Origin of the sequence: Pseudomonas sp. REB1044 (assembly GCF_038813925.1) — a bacterium.
Taxonomy (GTDB): domain Bacteria; phylum Pseudomonadota; class Gammaproteobacteria; order Pseudomonadales; family Pseudomonadaceae; genus Aquipseudomonas; species Aquipseudomonas boreofloridensis.
In genome coordinates this window covers 2,990,247-3,005,712 of the sequence record NZ_CP046139.1, presented here as the reverse complement: position 1 = coordinate 3,005,712, position 15,466 = coordinate 2,990,247, and the positions used below count along the sequence as shown (strand labels likewise).

The window sequence follows — 15,466 nt, the reverse complement described above, 5'->3', positions numbered from 1 at the left end:
CGATGACCCTGAGCAAGCACGTCAGGGTCTTCACGACTCAGGTGAACTCGAACGGCGCCAGTTGCATGCCCTGGTCATCGACCTGCAGCGCCCAGCCGCGGCGATCCCAGTCGCCGAGCACGATGCGCCGGGCAGGCTGCCCGTCGACCAGCAACTTGTGCAGGGCAGGGCGGTGGGTGTGGCCGTGAACCAGGGTGCGCACGCCATGCTCGGCCATCACGCGAGGGACCTCCTCCGGCGTGACGTCGACGATCTCGGTGTTCTTCATGCGCGTCTGCGTCTGGCTCTCGCTGCGAAGCTTGCGTGCCAGCTTCTGCCGCAGGGTCAGCGGCAGGTGTCGCAGCAGCCAGAGGCTCAGTGGATTGCGCAGGTAGCGGCGCAACTTCATATAGCCCACGTCCCGCGTGCACAGCGTATCGCCATGCATCAGCAGCACCGGTTCGCCGTCAAGCTCGACCACGCTCGGGTCGGCCAGCAATGTGCAGCCGGCCGCGCGGCAGAAGGCTTGGCCGATGAGAAAGTCGCGGTTGCCGTGCATGAGGTAGATCGCCGTGCCGCTGTTGGCCAGCGTGCGCAGGGCCTGACAGATCGAAAGCTGGAAGGGCGTCATGGCGTCGTCGCCGATCCAGGCCTCGAAGAAGTCGCCCAGGATGTACAGCGACTGGGCCTGCCGTGCGCGACCGCCGAGCAGATCGAGAAACGCCCGGGTAATGTCCGGGCGTTCTTCTTGCAGGTGCAGATCGGAGATCAGCAGGATCACTCAACGATCTCGGCTTTCTTGATGATCACGTCCTCGCTCGGGACGTCCTGGTGGCCAGCCTTGGAACCGGTTTTCACGCCTTGGATCTCGTCGACCACTTCGCGGCCCTCGATCACTTCGCCGAACACGGCGTAACCCCACCCTTGCACGTTCTTGCCGCTGTGGTTGAGGAAGTCGTTGTCGGACACGTTGATGAAGAACTGCGCGGAAGCCGAATGCGGCTCCATGGTGCGTGCCATGGCGATGCTGTACTTGGTGTTCTTCAGGCCGTTGTCGGCTTCGTTCTGGATCGAAGCACGGGTCGATTTCTGCTTCATGGTCGTGTCGAAACCGCCGCCCTGGATCATGAAGTTGTTGATCACGCGGTGGAAGACGGTGCCGTCGTAGTGACCGTCCTTGACGTACTGAACGAAGTTTTCCGTGGTCTTCGGTGCTTTTTCCGCGTTCAGTTGCAGGACGATGTCGCCGTGGTTGGTGGTCAGTTTGACTTGGGTCATGCTGAAACTCGCTCTTTCAAGGCATTGGGGAATAGGGGTATGCAGCGTGCTTGCACGAACTGACGCGGCACGAAGCTGTGACGGCACACGGTGTGCAGGGTTCGATCTGGCCGGCGCTGCGCGGGCATCACGATAAATCGCGCCAGTTTGTCCGTGCCCGGCTGTCAGCGGCTTGACTGCTTCGGCTATGATAGGCGTTTTGATTCAATCGGCCTACCCGGACCGGACATCTGCATTCAAGGATCCTATGAGCAAGCCCACCGACAACGCGACCAACGCCGCTGCCAAAGGCGCCCCCGCCGTCCCTGCGAACTTCCTGCGACCGATCGTCCAGGCCGATCTGGATTCGGGCAAGCACAGCAGCATCGTCACCCGCTTCCCGCCGGAGCCCAACGGTTACCTGCACATCGGCCACGCCAAGTCGATCTGCGTCAACTTTGGCCTGGCCCAGGAGTTCGGTGGCGCCTGCCACTTGCGTTTCGACGACACCAACCCGGCCAAGGAAGACCAGGAGTACATCGACGCGATTCAGCGGGACGTCAAGTGGCTGGGCTTCGAGTGGACCGGCCCGGTGCGCTTTGCCTCCGACTATTTCGAGCAGTTGCACGACTGGGCGGTCGAGCTGATCAAGCACGGCAAGGCGTATGTCTGCGACCTCACGCCCGAGCAGGCCAAAGAGTATCGCGGCAACCTCACTGAACCGGGCAAGAACAGCCCGTTCCGCGAGCGCAGCGTGGAAGAGAACCTGGACCTGTTCGCACGCATGAAGGCGGGCGAGTTCAAGGATGGCGAGCGTGTGCTGCGCGCCAAGATCGACATGGCGTCGCCGAACATGAACCTGCGCGACCCGATCCTGTACCGCATCCGTCATGCCCACCACCACCAGACCGGCGACACCTGGTGCATCTACCCCAACTACGACTTCACCCACGGTCAGTCGGATGCCATCGAAGGCATCACCCACTCGATCTGCACCCTCGAATTCGAAGGCCACCGCCCGCTGTACGACTGGTTCCTGGACAACCTGCCGGTGCCGGCGCACCCGCGCCAGTACGAGTTCAGCCGCCTGAACCTGAACTACACCATCACGTCCAAGCGCAAGCTCAAGCAACTGGTGGACGAGCAGCACGTCGACGGCTGGGACGACCCGCGCATGTCCACGCTGTCCGGCTACCGCCGTCGTGGCTACACCCCCGCATCCATTCGCAACTTCTGCGAGATGGTCGGTACCAACCGCTCCGACGGCGTGGTCGACATGTCGATGCTCGAATTCAGCATCCGTGACGACCTTGACCGCGCCGCGCCGCGTGCCATGTGCGTGCTGCGTCCGCTCAAGGTGGTCATCACCAACTACCCCGAGGGCCAGGTCGAGCAACTCGAACTGCCGCGCCATCCCAAGGAAGACATGGGCGTACGCGTGCTGCCGTTCGCCCGCGAGCTGTACATCGACCGCGACGATTTCATGGAAGCGCCGCCCAAAGGCTACAAGCGCCTGGAACCGGCCGGTGAGGTGCGTCTGCGCGGCAGCTACGTGATCCGCGCCGACGAAGCGATCAAGGATGCCGACGGCAACGTCGTCGAGCTGCGCTGCTCGTACGATCCGGACACCCTGGGCAAGAACCCCGAAGGTCGCAAGGTCAAGGGCGTGATCCACTGGGTGCCGGTCGAAGGCAGCGTGGAATGCGACGTGCGCCTGTACGACCGCCTGTTCCGCTCGCCCAACCCGGAGAAGACCGAGGAGGGCGGCAGCTTCCTGGACAACATCAATCCGCAATCGCTGCAGGTGCTGACCGGTTGTCGTGCCGAGCCTTCGCTGGGCCACGCCCAGCCTGAAGATCGCTTCCAGTTCGAGCGCGAAGGCTACTTCTGCGCCGACCTGAAAGACAGCCAGCCAGGACGTCCGGTGTTCAACCGCACCGTGACCCTGCGCGATTCGTGGGGCAGCTGAGGAACCTTCGTGCTTACCATCTACAACACCCTGAGCAAGACCAAGGAAGCGTTCAAACCCCTGGACGGCAACAACGTGCGCATGTACGTCTGCGGCATGACCGTGTACGACTACTGCCACCTGGGTCACGGTCGCAGCATGGTGGCCTTCGACCTGATCACCCGCTGGCTGCGCAAGAGCGGGTACGCGCTCACGTACGTGCGCAACATCACCGACATCGACGACAAGATCATCAACCGCGCCAATGAAAACGGCGAGGCGTTCGAGGCGCTGACCGCGCGCATGATCGATGCCATGCACGAGGACGAGCGTCGTCTGAACATCCTGCCGCCGGATCAGGAACCGCGCGCCACCGATCACATCGCCGGCATGCACGCGATGATCCAGACCCTGATCGACAAGGGCTATGCCTACGCACCGGGCAATGGCGACGTGTACTACCGGGTCGGCAAGTTCGTCGGCTACGGCAAGCTGTCGCGGCGCAAGATCGAAGACCTGCGTATCGGCGCCCGCATCGAAGTCGACGAGGCCAAGCAAGACCCGCTGGACTTCGTGCTGTGGAAGGGCGCCAAGCCCGGCGAGCCGAGTTGGGAGTCGCCGTGGGGGGCAGGTCGTCCGGGCTGGCACATCGAGTGCTCGGTAATGTCCACCTGCTGCCTGGGCGAAAGCTTCGACATCCACGGTGGCGGCAGCGACCTGGAGTTCCCGCACCATGAGAACGAGATCGCCCAGAGCGAGGCCGCGACCGGCAAGCCTTATGCGGCGGCGTGGATGCACTGCGGCATGATTCGCATCAATGGCGAGAAAATGTCCAAGTCGTTGAACAACTTCTTCACCATTCGCGACGTCTTGCACAAGTATCACCCGGAAGTGGTGCGCTACCTGCTGGTAGCCAGCCATTACCGCAGTGCCATCAACTACTCCGAAGACAGCCTGCGCGATGCCAAGGGTGCATTGGAGCGCTTCTACCACGCCTTGCGCGGCCTACCACGGGTCGAGGCCAAGGGGGGCGAAGCCTTCGTCGAGCGTTTCGCCGTGGCGATGAACGACGACTTCGGTACCCCCGAAGCCTGCGCCGTGCTGTTCGACCTGGTGCGTGAAATCAACCGTCTGCGCGAAGCCGACCCTGCGGCCGCCGCTGGGCTGGCCGGTCGTCTGCGTGAGCTGGGCGACGTGCTGGGCGTGTTGCAACTGGAGGCCGACGACTTCCTGCGCGCCGGTGCCGAAGGCAAGGTCGATGCTGCCGAGGTCGAAGCGTTGATCCAGGCGCGCCTGCAGGCGCGCACGGACAAGAACTGGGGCGAGTCGGACCGCATTCGCGACCAGCTCACCGCCATGGGCGTGGTCCTGGAAGACAGCAAGGGCACCACCACCTGGCGCCTGGCCGACTGAGTCGCGCTGCGGACGTTTAGCCTGCGACCGATGAAAAAAAACGGGGCGTCCCAGCCAATGGGACGCCCCGTTTTCATTGCACCGCTGAGCGTTAGGCGACCTTGACGATCCAGCCTGCCGGCGCTTCCACGTCACCGCTCTGGATGCCGGTCAGCTCGTGGTACAGCTTCTGGGTGACCGGGCCGACCTTCTCCAGGTCGTGGAAGACGTGCAGCTTGCCGTTGTACTCGATACCGCCGATCGGCGTGATGACCGCCGCCGTGCCGCAGGCACCGGCTTCGATGAAGCGATCGAGCTTGGCGATTTCCACGTCGCCTTCGACGACAGTCAGGCCCAGGCGCGATTGCGCCAACTCCATCAAGGACAGACGGGTGATGCCCGGCAGCACCGAGGCGGATTTGGGCGTGACGAATTCGTTGTTGGCGGTGATGCCGAAGAAGTTCGCCGAGCCGACCTCTTCGATCTTGCTGTGGGTCAACGGGTCCAGGTAGATGGCGTCGGCGAAATTGGCCTTCTTGGCCTCGGCACCTGGCTGCAGGCTGGCTGCGTAGTTGCCGCCGACCTTAGCCGCACCGGTGCCTTGCGGGGCCGCGCGGTCGAAGCTGGAGATCTGGAAGTTGTGCGGCTTCATGCCACCTTTGAAGTAGGAGCCAACCGGGATGGCGAACACCGAGAAGATGAACTCCGGCGCGGTGCGCACGCCAATGTTGTCACCGGTGCCGATCACGAACGGGCGCAGGTACAGCGCACCTTTGCCGTGCGGCGGGATGAATTTCTCGTTGGCCTTGACCACCTGCTTGCAGGCTTCGATGAACATGTCGGTGGGCACGTGCGGCATCAGCAGACGGGCGCAACTGCGCTGCATGCGTGCGGCGTTCTGGTCGGGTCGGAACAGGTTGATCGAGCCGTCCTTGCAGCGGTAGGCCTTCAACCCCTCGAAGCACTGCTGGCCGTAGTGCAGGGCCGTCGAGCCTTCGCTGATGTGCAGCACGTTGTCTTCGGTCAGGGTGCCGTTGTCCCACTTGCCGTCGCGCCACACGGACAGGAAGCGCTTGTCGGTCTTGATGTAGTCGAAGCCCAGCTTGTCCCAGTTGATCTCGTTGCTCATGACACCCTCTATCGTCTTGCAATGGCCCGATCGGTCGGGCTGCTTCTGAATGCGCACCTCGCCACGATAATACATCCGCGTGGGATGGGAAACGTTCAGTCACCAATTGCGCTTTACGGCTGTTCGTCGATCTGCTCGCAGAACCGCAGGCGGTTGCCGAACGGGTCATGGATCTGCATCTGCAGGCCCCAGTCCCCACGTTCGGCTTCACGTTAGATTGGCGAGCGACCACCCATGCAGCCAGGCCGCGAACTCGACATAAGTACCACCGGCTGCTCAACGGAGCTGGCTCCATGCACGTTCATCCCGCACTGGAGCTGCCCATGGCTTTCGATACCCTTTCCGACGACTCGGTCGACACGCTCATCGCCGAGCGTCTACCCACCTGGCTCAAGGGCGCGACCCCCGAGCAATTGACGGCCGTGCATCAGGCGTTGGTTGCCCAGCAACGTGCCCAGCACGCGGTACAGACGTTACTCGCGCAGATCCAACCGCTGGATCAGTTCGCCGCGCCTCTGCTCAGCGAAGCCCTGGAAACACTGCTGCAACAGCCGCTCGACGTACGAGGCAGCGTACTTCGTCGGCAGGTGTTGATCCGCAGTCCTTCCGGGGTCGGCTGGGTGCCAGACGGCATCGTGCCGCGCATTTTCACCCAAAGCCTGTTGGCCTGTGCGTTGCACAATTTCGAGCGTGAAGAAACCGCCAAGGCGGCGTGGCGGGACAGCTCGGTGCTGCTCGACGCCCAAGGCAACGCCATCGCCTTGCAGCCTCGCGCGTTCGCCGGCGTCTGTCGAACGCTGGATCTGGGCGGGCGCTACCAACAGCACCTGAAAACGGTGCTCATGGCAGACGACGCTCGGCGGCGAGCCAGCGAGGCCGTTCTGGAAACCGGATGGCGTACTGGCCTGGAGGCGGCCTTGTGGGTCGCCCGACTCAAGGGCGACATCGATGAATCGGTCCACACGGAGGTGCAGCAGGCGCTCGCCGACTCAACGCCGAGCCCGATCACGGCCATGGATATCCGTGTGCTGGGCCATCGGTTGCAGGGCGTCGTGGTGTTCCAGAGGCGCCGTGCTTCGGACACGACGGATCCTGAACTGATCGCCTGGATCCCCGACGATCCGCTGGCGCCACTGAGCACACATGCCTCTTGGGATGCACTGTTCATGACCTTGGGCCAGCGCTTGCGCGAAGTCAGTTATCAGCGCTTCTTCCAGCGCTTCGTCAGCGAACAGGACCGCGTGCCCTTCGCCCGGACCTTGGCCCGACTCATCGGAGGTGCTGCGACACAGGATGCGTTGCCGCTCGACGGGCGAAGCGAACCGGTGACCGGTGCGCTGTGCGCACACCTGCGCCGGGTACAGCTCGACACGCTGTTGGCTGACGCACAGGTGCTGGCCGTGCCCACCAGTGTGGTCGATTGCGCCGAGCGCGACCGGCGTCTGCGCTGGCTCAAGGGGCTGGGCCTGGACCTGCTGGGATTGGCCAGCTTCTATGTGCCCCAGTTGGGCTTGCCGCTGCTGGCCATCGCTGCCGCGCAACTGGTCGACGAGGTCTTCGAGGGCTATCGCGACTGGGAATTGGGTGATCGTGAGGCCGCCTTGGGGCATGTGCTGGGTGTGGCGCTGAACGTCACCGGGCTGGCGCTCGGCGCGGGTGTCGAGGCCGCCGTGGGCGGATTCGCCCGCAGCCGCCTGGTCGATGATCTGGCACCGACCCGGGCGTCCGACGGCCAGTGGCGATTGATCGATCCGCGTCTGCCGGGCTATGCCGTGTCCGAACACCCCCTCGCGCACGGTCAGCGCAGCCTGGTCGAGGGTGTCGGCCATGTGGGCATCGAAGGCCAGACCTTCAGGCTGCAAGGGGGCGTCGAAGCGCGTGTGCTGGTCCACCCTCAACGACCTGATGCTGCGCTGATCAGGCTGGAGGACAACGCAGACGGCGGATTGCGCCATGCGCTGGAGCCGGTGGCGCAGTGGTCGGGATCCGGTCGACTGCTGCGTCGTCTGGGCGCCGGCTTCAGCCAGGTCAGCGACGAAACGGCCGACGCGCTGTTGCGCAGCCTTGGGATGAACGCAGCGCAGGTGCGGCGCTTGCACCTGGAAAACGCACCGGCCCCGGCGCGGCTCTACGATGCGGCCCAACGCTACCGCCTGCATCAGTGGTATCCGAAACTGCGCGACGAGGGTTTCGAGGCCCATGTCCGGCAGACCCAGGCCACCGCCCCCGTGCTGCGCAGCCATTGCAGCGGGACTTTCCGACGCTGTCCAGTCGAGCGGCGAGCGCGATCCTGGCCGAGGCGACGGGTGAGCAGGTGGCGGTTCTGCTCGAACAGGGACGGGTTCCGCTGGCGTTGGCCGAGAGGGCTCGCCGGAACCTGCGCGACAGTCGGCTGGACAGGGCGTGCGCGGGTTTCGAGCAGGTGGCTGCGGTGAATGCGGACACCGAACGACTGGCGTTGGGCTTGATCGGCCAGTGGTCCAACTGGCCGAGTGGGGTGCGGGTGGAGGTGCGCGATACTCACGCCGCAGGCCTACTGCGTGCGCAGACAAGCCAGGGTCCAGTTGTCGAGACGCGACAGTTATGGCGAGGGCGAGAAGGCTATCTGGCGGTAGGCCAGGGCGGGACCCCAGTGCCAGGTGCCCAGGCCAGCGACGATCTGTTTCAGGCGCTGTTATGGTTGATGGACGCGGACCAGCGATCTTCCCTGGGGCTGGCGGGTGAGTCTGGCGCCGGACTGGCCAACGCCTTAGCCGATCGCGCCTGCGCCGACCGCGATCAGGCGGCCGCCCTGATCGGTTTGCAGCCTGTGGGCCCTGGTATGCGTGCGCCTTGGCGGCTGGGCGACGGTCGCCTGGGCTACCCCTTGAGCGGGCGGCCACACCGCTCGCGCGGCGCGTTGATACGAGGCTACCAGCAGATCTTTCCGACCCTGAGCGACATTCAGGTGGAGGCCTATCTGGACAGCGTACGTCGGCGTGGAGAGCGGCCTTGGGAGCATCTGAGAGGGTTGAGCGAGCAACTCGAGCAGCTCACCGAACACCTGGCCGCATGGCGCCGCGAGGCCGCTCAACCAGCACTGGTCCAGCGCCGGCGTCTGGCTGCGCGGCGCATTCGCCATTGCTGGCGACGCAAGCGTGCGGATGCTGACGGCGAGTATCGTCTGGTCATCGATAGCGAGCGGCTCGACAGCTTGCCGATGCTTGCGGCAGGGATCACCTTCGAGCATGTCAGCGCATTGACCTTGCGCCGTCTGCACCTGCGCAGCGTGCCCGCCGATTTCCTCCCGCGATTCATCAATCTGCGCAGGTTGGACCTGGGCCACAACCTGCTGGAGTGCATTCCTGAGGGGATAGAGTCGCTGACCCAGCTCACCCGGTTGAACCTGGTGGGCAACCACATCGTGCTCGACGAACCTGGTATGGCTCGACTCAGTCGTTTGACTCGACTGCGTGAACTGGAGATGGCGCACAATCCCCTGACACGGGTGCCGCCGATCGCATGCATGCCCGACCTGCGGCGCTTGTCGCTGCGCGACACCGGCCTTACTGAGTTGCCCGTCGAGGCCTACATGCATTGGTCGTTGGAAGACATCGACCTGCGTGACAATCGCCTCGACGAGTTGAGCCCGACGCTGCTGCATTCCCGGCGGCGCCTGGCGCATCTGAGCCTGCATGACAATCCGCTGCCCGAAGCGACGCAAACGGCGGCGCGGGCTGTCTTGAGTCCTGAAGGGCACGGGGTGTTACCGGCACGTCGTCACGGCGCCGGTGGGCAGGAATCGCTCGAGCGCTGGCTGGACGGCTCCACTGACGCCGAGCGCGAGGTGCGCACGGAACATTGGTCGGCACTGGCACAGGCGTCCGACAGTGGCGATCTGATGCGATTTCTAGAAGACCTGGGCCGCTCGCAAGACTACGATTTTCAAGGCATGGACCTGCGTCGACGGGTGTGGCAGATGATTGCAGTTTGCGCAGAGGACGCTGAGGTGCGCGAGGCCGTATTCCAGCAAGCCGCTGGGCCTCGTACGTGCTCTGACCAGATGCTGCTGATCCTCAGCCTGCTCGAAGTGAGGGTATTGGTCACGGTGCGCACGGCCGGCCTGGACACTGGCGGGCAGGCCGGCGCGCTGGTGCAGTTGGGCCGTGAGTTGTATCGCCTGGATGAAGTGGATCGTCTGGCCAGCGAGTACATCGTTTCTGCGCGCGCGCGCGATCCCTACGGCTTTCACGACGAGGTCGAGACGTACCTGACCTACCGCGCCGGGTTGGTTGGCCCGTTGGGCCTGCCAGCGCAGTCGCGCTACATGCACCACCGGCTGTTCTCCGACGTGAGCGAAACGCATCTGCGACAGGCGGCGCAGACGATTCTGGCGGCCGAAAGCGACGCGCGGATCGCGGACTCTCTGGTGAACAGAGCGTTCTGGCAGGCCTTCTTGCACGACAGCGAACCGCAACTGTTCGAAGCGCTGAATGCGCCTTATCACGAGCGCCTCGAAATCCTGATGGAACAGGCGGGTGAGTCACCGGAGCAGGCCACGCTCGCGGCCATCGATGCGCTGGCCGAAGCCCGGGCGCAGGGCGAGCGATCAATGATCCTGGCGCGAACCCTGCGCTTGCTGCAGTTGCATCCTTGGAGAACGGTGGCGCGTCCCACCGATGGCTGAAACCATTCTGCTTATGCTCATGGCAGGGACAAAAATTCATCAAGCGTGGAATTATTTAGTGTCCATTTGTATCTGACCCAATAGGGCCCGTTGCCATCATCTTCCATGGGCAGCGGGCCGAATCACCGTTCGCCCGCCCGATCTGCCCCCTGGGACAGCGGATTGTCAAGACAGGTCAGCTATAGAGTATTCGCTTATGAAATCACGCAAGAGAGTCAAGCCGATCGGCTTGAAGGACATCACCATCGTCGACGACGCCAAGATGCGCAAGGCCATCACCGCTGCGGCACTGGGCAATGCCATGGAGTGGTTCGACTTCGGTGTCTACGGCTTCGTGGCCTATGCACTGGGTAAAGTGTTCTTCCCCAATGCCTCGCCGAGCGTGCAGATGATCGCTGCACTGGCGACCTTCTCGGTACCGTTCCTGATCCGCCCGCTGGGTGGGTTGTTCTTCGGTGCGCTGGGTGACCGCTATGGCCGTCAGAAAGTCTTGGCGGCAACCATCGTCATCATGTCGTTGAGCACCTTCGCCATCGGCCTCATACCGTCCTATGCCTCCATTGGCATCTGGGCGCCGATACTCCTGTTGCTGGCGAAGATGGCCCAGGGTTTCTCCGTGGGGGGCGAGTACACCGGTGCCTCGATCTTCGTCGCCGAGTATGCGCCGGACCGCAAGCGCGGATTCCTCGGCAGTTGGCTGGACTTCGGCTCGATTGCCGGTTTCGTGCTCGGCGCCGGCATGGTGGTCATGATCTCGGCCATCGTCGGCGAGGAGAAATTCCTTGACTGGGGCTGGCGGCTGCCGTTCCTGGTGGCCTTGCCGCTAGGCATCATTGGCCTCTACCTGCGTCATGCGCTGGAAGAAACGCCAGCGTTTCAGCAGCACGTCGACAAGCTCGAGCAGGGTGACCGCGAAGGCCTGGCCGGTGGTCCCAAGGTCTCGTTTAAGGAGGTGGCCACCAAGCACTGGCGCAGCCTGCTGACCTGCATCGGTGTGGTGATCGCGACCAACGTCACCTACTACATGCTGCTCACCTACATGCCCAGCTACCTGTCGCACAACCTGCACTACAGCGAAGACCACGGGGTGTTGATCATCATCGCGATCATGGTGGGCATGCTGTTCGTGCAGCCGGTGATCGGTTTCCTCAGCGACAAGGTTGGTCGTCGGCCCTTCATCCTGGTAGGGAGCATCGGCCTGTTCGTGCTGGCCATCCCGGCGTTCGCGCTGATCAACAGCGGCAGCCTCGGATAATCTTCGCCGGTCTGTTGATGTTGGCGATTCTACTCAACTTCTTCATTGGCGTGATGGCATCGACGCTTCCAGCGATGTTCCCGACGCACATCCGCTACAGCGCCCTGGCCAGTGCCTTCAACATCTCGGTGCTGATCGCCGGCCTGACGCCGACCATTGCGGCCTGGTTGGTGGAAACCACCGACAATCTGTACATGCCGGCGTACTACCTGATGGTGATCGCCGTGATTGGCCTGATCACCGGCCTGACCATGAAGGAAACCGCCAACAAGCCGCTGCGCGGCGCTGCACCTGCCGCTTCGGATCTGGAAGAGGCTAGAGAGCTCTTGCAGGAGCACCACGACACCATCGAGCAGAAGATCGAGGACATCGACGAGCAGATCGCCGAACTCGAGAGCAAGCGCAAGCTGCTGGTGCAGCAGCATCCGCGTATCGATTGAGTGACGTGTCCAAGGAGCAGGCAGTGCCTGCTCCTCAAGAAAATCCCGGTTTCCGAGGCGATCCTGCTGGGCGCTGAGAATCCGGGATTTTTTTCGCCTGTCACCTAGGTGATCGATGAGCCTTGACGCTGTTCCAGCAGCGCCCGGGCCATGTTCAGCATGTGCATCAAGGCGAACAACACCTCTCGGGTGGTGCCCTGTTGATGATTGCCGGTTTCCTGGGCGGTGGCGGCAGCGCAGCGCAACAGGGCCATGGCATGGGCACTGGCCTGTTCGGACGAGACGTCTTCGCGCACGGTCCAGGGCAGCACGTCGATGCTGGCGTGGGGCGGGGTAGGGTTAAGGTAGTAGTCGAGGGCGCGGCGTGCCGCTTCGCCGTCTAAATCCTTTTCTGGATGTGTCATTGGTTTCATCCTGTTACCTATGAGAGCTGTAGGGAAATCAGTCACTGACGATATTAGTACGTAAAGTATTTTTTATCGATCAATTAATAATACAATATGTGTATTGAGCGCTGACGGGCAGTCCGTATCGTGCGGGCGATGGAAAAATGGATCGCGCTGGTCAAGCAAAGGATGCGGGAGCTTGGGCTTTCGCAAGAGCAACTCGCCGAACGCGTTGGGGTCACCCAAGGTGGCGTCGGCCATTGGCTGCGCGGTACGCGTCAGCCGAAAGTAGCCATGATGAATGATGTGCTGCAGGCATTGGGCTTGGCGCATCTTCACGTGTCGCTGCGCATGCAGCGCATCGATCAGTTGGCCGAGCGAAGCGGCCGTTATCCCGGCGACGCGCCGGACGACGAAGATCTCCTGCAGTACATCATGTGCTTCCGCTATCCAGTACTGGCCTGGGCCGAACTGGACGGGCCTTTGCCGCAGGATTGCATCGTCCACGAGCAGACCGATTATTGCGCGCAGGGCAAGGCGTTCTGGCTTCCGGTGGAAAGCGATGCGATGAGCGCGCCCACCGGTCCCAGTGTGCCCGAGCGTATGCTGGTGCTGGTCGATCCCGGCGTGCAGGCCGCACCGGGCAAGCTGGTAATCGCCCGACAGAACGGCACATCGGCGGTGTTCCGGCAGTTGCTGGAGGACGGTGGCCAGCGCTATCTCAGCCCACTGAATCCGACTTACCCTAAGCTGTTGTGCGGTGAAGACTTGCAGGTGTTGGGTGTGGTGGTGCGCTCGCACGGGCGGCACTGAGGCTGCCCGCCAGTTGGGCCGTTGCTTACACGGTCATCAGGTGTCTCCTAACATGACCGGCATTGTTATCACCCCTCGCTATTTCCCTTTTCTTACATAATGTCTCCGGTCGCGTCCGCGCGCCGGAGCGTGTGTTGTGCCTGAACGCCAGACGACAGGGGCGGCCAACTCGCCTCGGCGCGAACGGATGCGCTATTTTTCACCTTTACGTAAACGTCAATCTGCGCCAAAGTATCGCTCGCTTGCTTCAGTCATGCCCAGAACAATCACAAGAAGGGACAGCCATGAGTCAACCAAGCTATACCCAAGGTCGCCAGGATGCGCCGTTGCTGGACCAGACCCTCGGCCAGGCATTCGATGCCACGGTCGCCCGCTGGCCGGAGCGTGAGGCGTTGGTGGTGCGTCATCAGGGCTTGCGCTATCGCTGGCGCGACCTGGCCGAGCAGGTCGAGTCGACCGCCCGTGGCCTGATGGCATTGGGTGTCGCACCCGGCGAGCGGGTCGGTATCTGGGCGCCGAACTGCGCCCAGTGGTGCATCCTGCAAATCGCCACGGCCAAGGTCGGCGCGATCCTGGTGACCATCAACCCTGCATATCGCAGCGCAGAACTCGAGTATGTGCTGCGGCAGTCTGGCTGCAGTTGGCTGGTGTGCGCCGATGCCTTCAAGTCGTCCGACTACCACGCGATGCTGCAGACGCTGTTGCCCGAACTGGCCAGCCATCCCCTGGCCAGCGAACGCTTGCCTGACCTGCGTGGGGTAATCAGCCTGGCGACCACACCGCCGGCAGGTTTGCTGCCCTGGACGGTGTTGGCCGAGCGCGCGGGGCAAATCGAGGTGGCCGCTTTGCGCGCGCGTGAGTGCGCCCTGCACGATGAGCAGGCGGTGAATATCCAGTACACCTCCGGCACCACCGGCGCGCCGAAAGGCGCCACCTTGAGCCATCGCAACATCCTCAACAACGGCTACATGGTCGGTCGCAGCCTCGGATTGAGCGAGCACGACCGCCTGGTGATCCCGGTACCGCTTTATCACTGCTTCGGCATGGTCATGGGTAACCTGGGCTGTATCGTCCACGGCGCTACGATGATCTATCCCAACGACGCCTTCGATCCCGAGCACACGCTGCGCACGGTGGCCGAGGAGCGAGCGACCCTGCTTTACGGCGTGCCGACCATGTTCATCGCCATGCTCGACCATCCGCTGCGCGACTGCCTCGACCTGTCGAGCCTGCGCAGCGGCATCATGGCCGGTGCCACGTGCCCGATCGAGGTGATGCGTCGGGTGATCGAGCAGATGCACATGGCCCAGGTGCAGATCGCCTATGGCATGACCGAGACCAGCCCGGTGTCGCTGCAGACCGGGCCGAACGATGACTTGGAGTTACGCGTGACCACCGTCGGGCGGACCCAGCCACAGCTCGAAACCAAGCTGGTGGACGAGCAGGGCGAGATCGTTGCGCGCGGTGAGATTGGTGAGTTGTGTACGCGGGGTTACAGCGTGATGCTCGGCTATTGGAATGATCCAGAGGCGACCGAACGGGCGATCGATGCAGACGGTTGGATGCACACCGGCGATCTGGCTGTCATGGACGAGCAGGGCTATGTGCGCATCGTCGGACGCAACACGGACATGATCATCCGCGGTGGCGAAAACATTTATCCGCGCGAATTGGAAGAGTTTCTCCACACCCATCCGGCGGTCGCCGAAGCGCAGGTGGTGGGCATACCCTGTGAGCGTTTCGGCGAACAGATCGTGGCCTGGATCAAGCTGCATCCCGGGCATAGCGTCACGGTCGAGGCGCTGTCGGACTGGTGCAAAGCGCGCATCGCACACTTCAAAGTGCCGCGGCATATCCGCTTCGTCGATGAGTTCCCCATGACGGTGACAGGCAAGGTTCAGAAGTTTCGCATCCGCGAGATGAGTCTGGCGCAGCGAGTGCCCTGATCGGTTATCAGCCGGTCAGGGCACTTCCGGCCAGCCGCACTACAGGATTTTCACCAGATCGCTAACCAGGGGTGCGCCTTCCAGATCGCTGGCGGCGTACTCTTTGCCAAACTTTTCCTGCAGATAGGCCGGGAGATTGGTGTCGTCTCCGACGATATCGCTGACTTGGGCATCGTCGTCGATATCGGCTTCGGTCTTACCATATTTAGCGGCGAGCAGCTTTTTGAGATCAGTTATTGTAGCCATGATGTGTGC

Annotated in this window: 11 protein-coding genes and 2 pseudogenes; 7 read left to right on the top strand and 6 right to left on the bottom strand. The window is 63.0% G+C overall.

Annotated elements, in window-relative coordinates; genetic code table 11:
- Positions 1-37 precede the first annotated feature (37 nt).
- Both GKC70_RS13555 and GKC70_RS13550 read right to left on the bottom strand, forming a co-directional pair.
- Positions 38-760, bottom strand: a complete 723-nt coding sequence (locus tag GKC70_RS13555) for a UDP-2,3-diacylglucosamine diphosphatase (RefSeq protein ID WP_342648944.1) — start codon at positions 758-760, stop codon at positions 38-40.
- Positions 757-1,257 carry a peptidylprolyl isomerase gene (locus tag GKC70_RS13550; protein ID WP_342648943.1) on the bottom strand — a complete coding sequence of 167 codons (501 nt, stop codon included), beginning with the start codon at positions 1,255-1,257 and terminating at the stop codon, positions 757-759. The genes GKC70_RS13555 and GKC70_RS13550 overlap by 4 nt, the downstream gene beginning before the upstream one ends.
- 247 nt (positions 1,258-1,504) lie before the next feature.
- On the opposite strand from GKC70_RS13550, the gene GKC70_RS13545 reads away from it, so the two are divergent.
- Entirely contained in the window at positions 1,505-3,205 is a 1,701-nt protein-coding gene (locus GKC70_RS13545) for a glutamine--tRNA ligase/YqeY domain fusion protein (protein ID WP_342648942.1), read from the top strand.
- Positions 3,206-3,214: 9 nt separating this feature from the next.
- Complete coding sequence (gene cysS, locus GKC70_RS13540) at positions 3,215-4,597, top strand: cysteine--tRNA ligase (protein WP_317871527.1); 1,383 nt, start codon at positions 3,215-3,217, stop codon at positions 4,595-4,597.
- Between the two features lie 91 nt (positions 4,598-4,688).
- On the opposite strand, the gene GKC70_RS13535 is transcribed toward cysS, so the two are convergent.
- A complete protein-coding gene (locus tag GKC70_RS13535; protein WP_029614697.1) occupies positions 4,689-5,705 on the bottom strand; it encodes a branched-chain amino acid aminotransferase in 1,017 nt (338 codons plus the stop codon).
- 113 nt (positions 5,706-5,818) lie between these two features.
- Positions 5,819-5,914 (bottom strand): annotated as a pseudogene (locus tag GKC70_RS13530) (glyoxalase superfamily protein); the annotation flags it as partial.
- A gap of 84 nt (positions 5,915-5,998) precedes the next feature.
- Here GKC70_RS13530 and GKC70_RS13525 point away from each other — a divergent pair.
- The 3 genes and pseudogenes from GKC70_RS13525 to proP all read left to right on the top strand — a co-directional run bounded on the left by GKC70_RS13525 (position 5,999) and on the right by proP (position 12,066).
- Positions 5,999-8,140, top strand: coding sequence for a DUF6543 domain-containing protein (locus GKC70_RS13525; protein WP_342648941.1), 2,142 nt, complete (start codon positions 5,999-6,001; stop codon positions 8,138-8,140).
- The gene (locus GKC70_RS13520) at positions 8,029-10,371 is read left to right on the top strand and encodes an NEL-type E3 ubiquitin ligase domain-containing protein (RefSeq protein ID WP_342651520.1); all 2,343 of its coding nucleotides are present in this window, start codon (positions 8,029-8,031) and stop codon (positions 10,369-10,371) included. Before GKC70_RS13525 ends, GKC70_RS13520 begins: the two co-directional genes overlap by 112 nt.
- 196 nt (positions 10,372-10,567) lie before the next feature.
- A pseudogene (gene proP, locus GKC70_RS13515) lies at positions 10,568-12,066 on the top strand (glycine betaine/L-proline transporter ProP).
- Between the two features lie 104 nt (positions 12,067-12,170).
- Here proP and GKC70_RS13510 read toward each other — a convergent pair.
- Positions 12,171-12,479: a hypothetical protein gene (locus GKC70_RS13510; protein WP_029614090.1), complete on the bottom strand. Its 309-nt coding sequence runs from the start codon at positions 12,477-12,479 to the stop codon at positions 12,171-12,173.
- Positions 12,480-12,608: 129 nt separating this feature from the next.
- Here GKC70_RS13510 and GKC70_RS13505 point away from each other — a divergent pair, with 129 nt between their 5' ends.
- Complete coding sequence (locus GKC70_RS13505) at positions 12,609-13,265, top strand: S24 family peptidase (RefSeq protein WP_342651519.1); 657 nt, start codon at positions 12,609-12,611, stop codon at positions 13,263-13,265.
- A gap of 284 nt (positions 13,266-13,549) precedes the next feature.
- The gene (locus tag GKC70_RS13500; protein ID WP_342648940.1) at positions 13,550-15,211 is read left to right on the top strand and encodes an AMP-binding protein; all 1,662 of its coding nucleotides are present in this window, start codon (positions 13,550-13,552) and stop codon (positions 15,209-15,211) included.
- 39 nt (positions 15,212-15,250) lie between these two features.
- Here GKC70_RS13500 and GKC70_RS13495 read toward each other — a convergent pair whose 3' ends face one another.
- Positions 15,251-15,457 carry a hypothetical protein gene (locus GKC70_RS13495; protein WP_342648939.1) on the bottom strand — a complete coding sequence of 69 codons (207 nt, stop codon included), beginning with the start codon at positions 15,455-15,457 and terminating at the stop codon, positions 15,251-15,253.
- Positions 15,458-15,466: the final 9 nt, after the last annotated feature.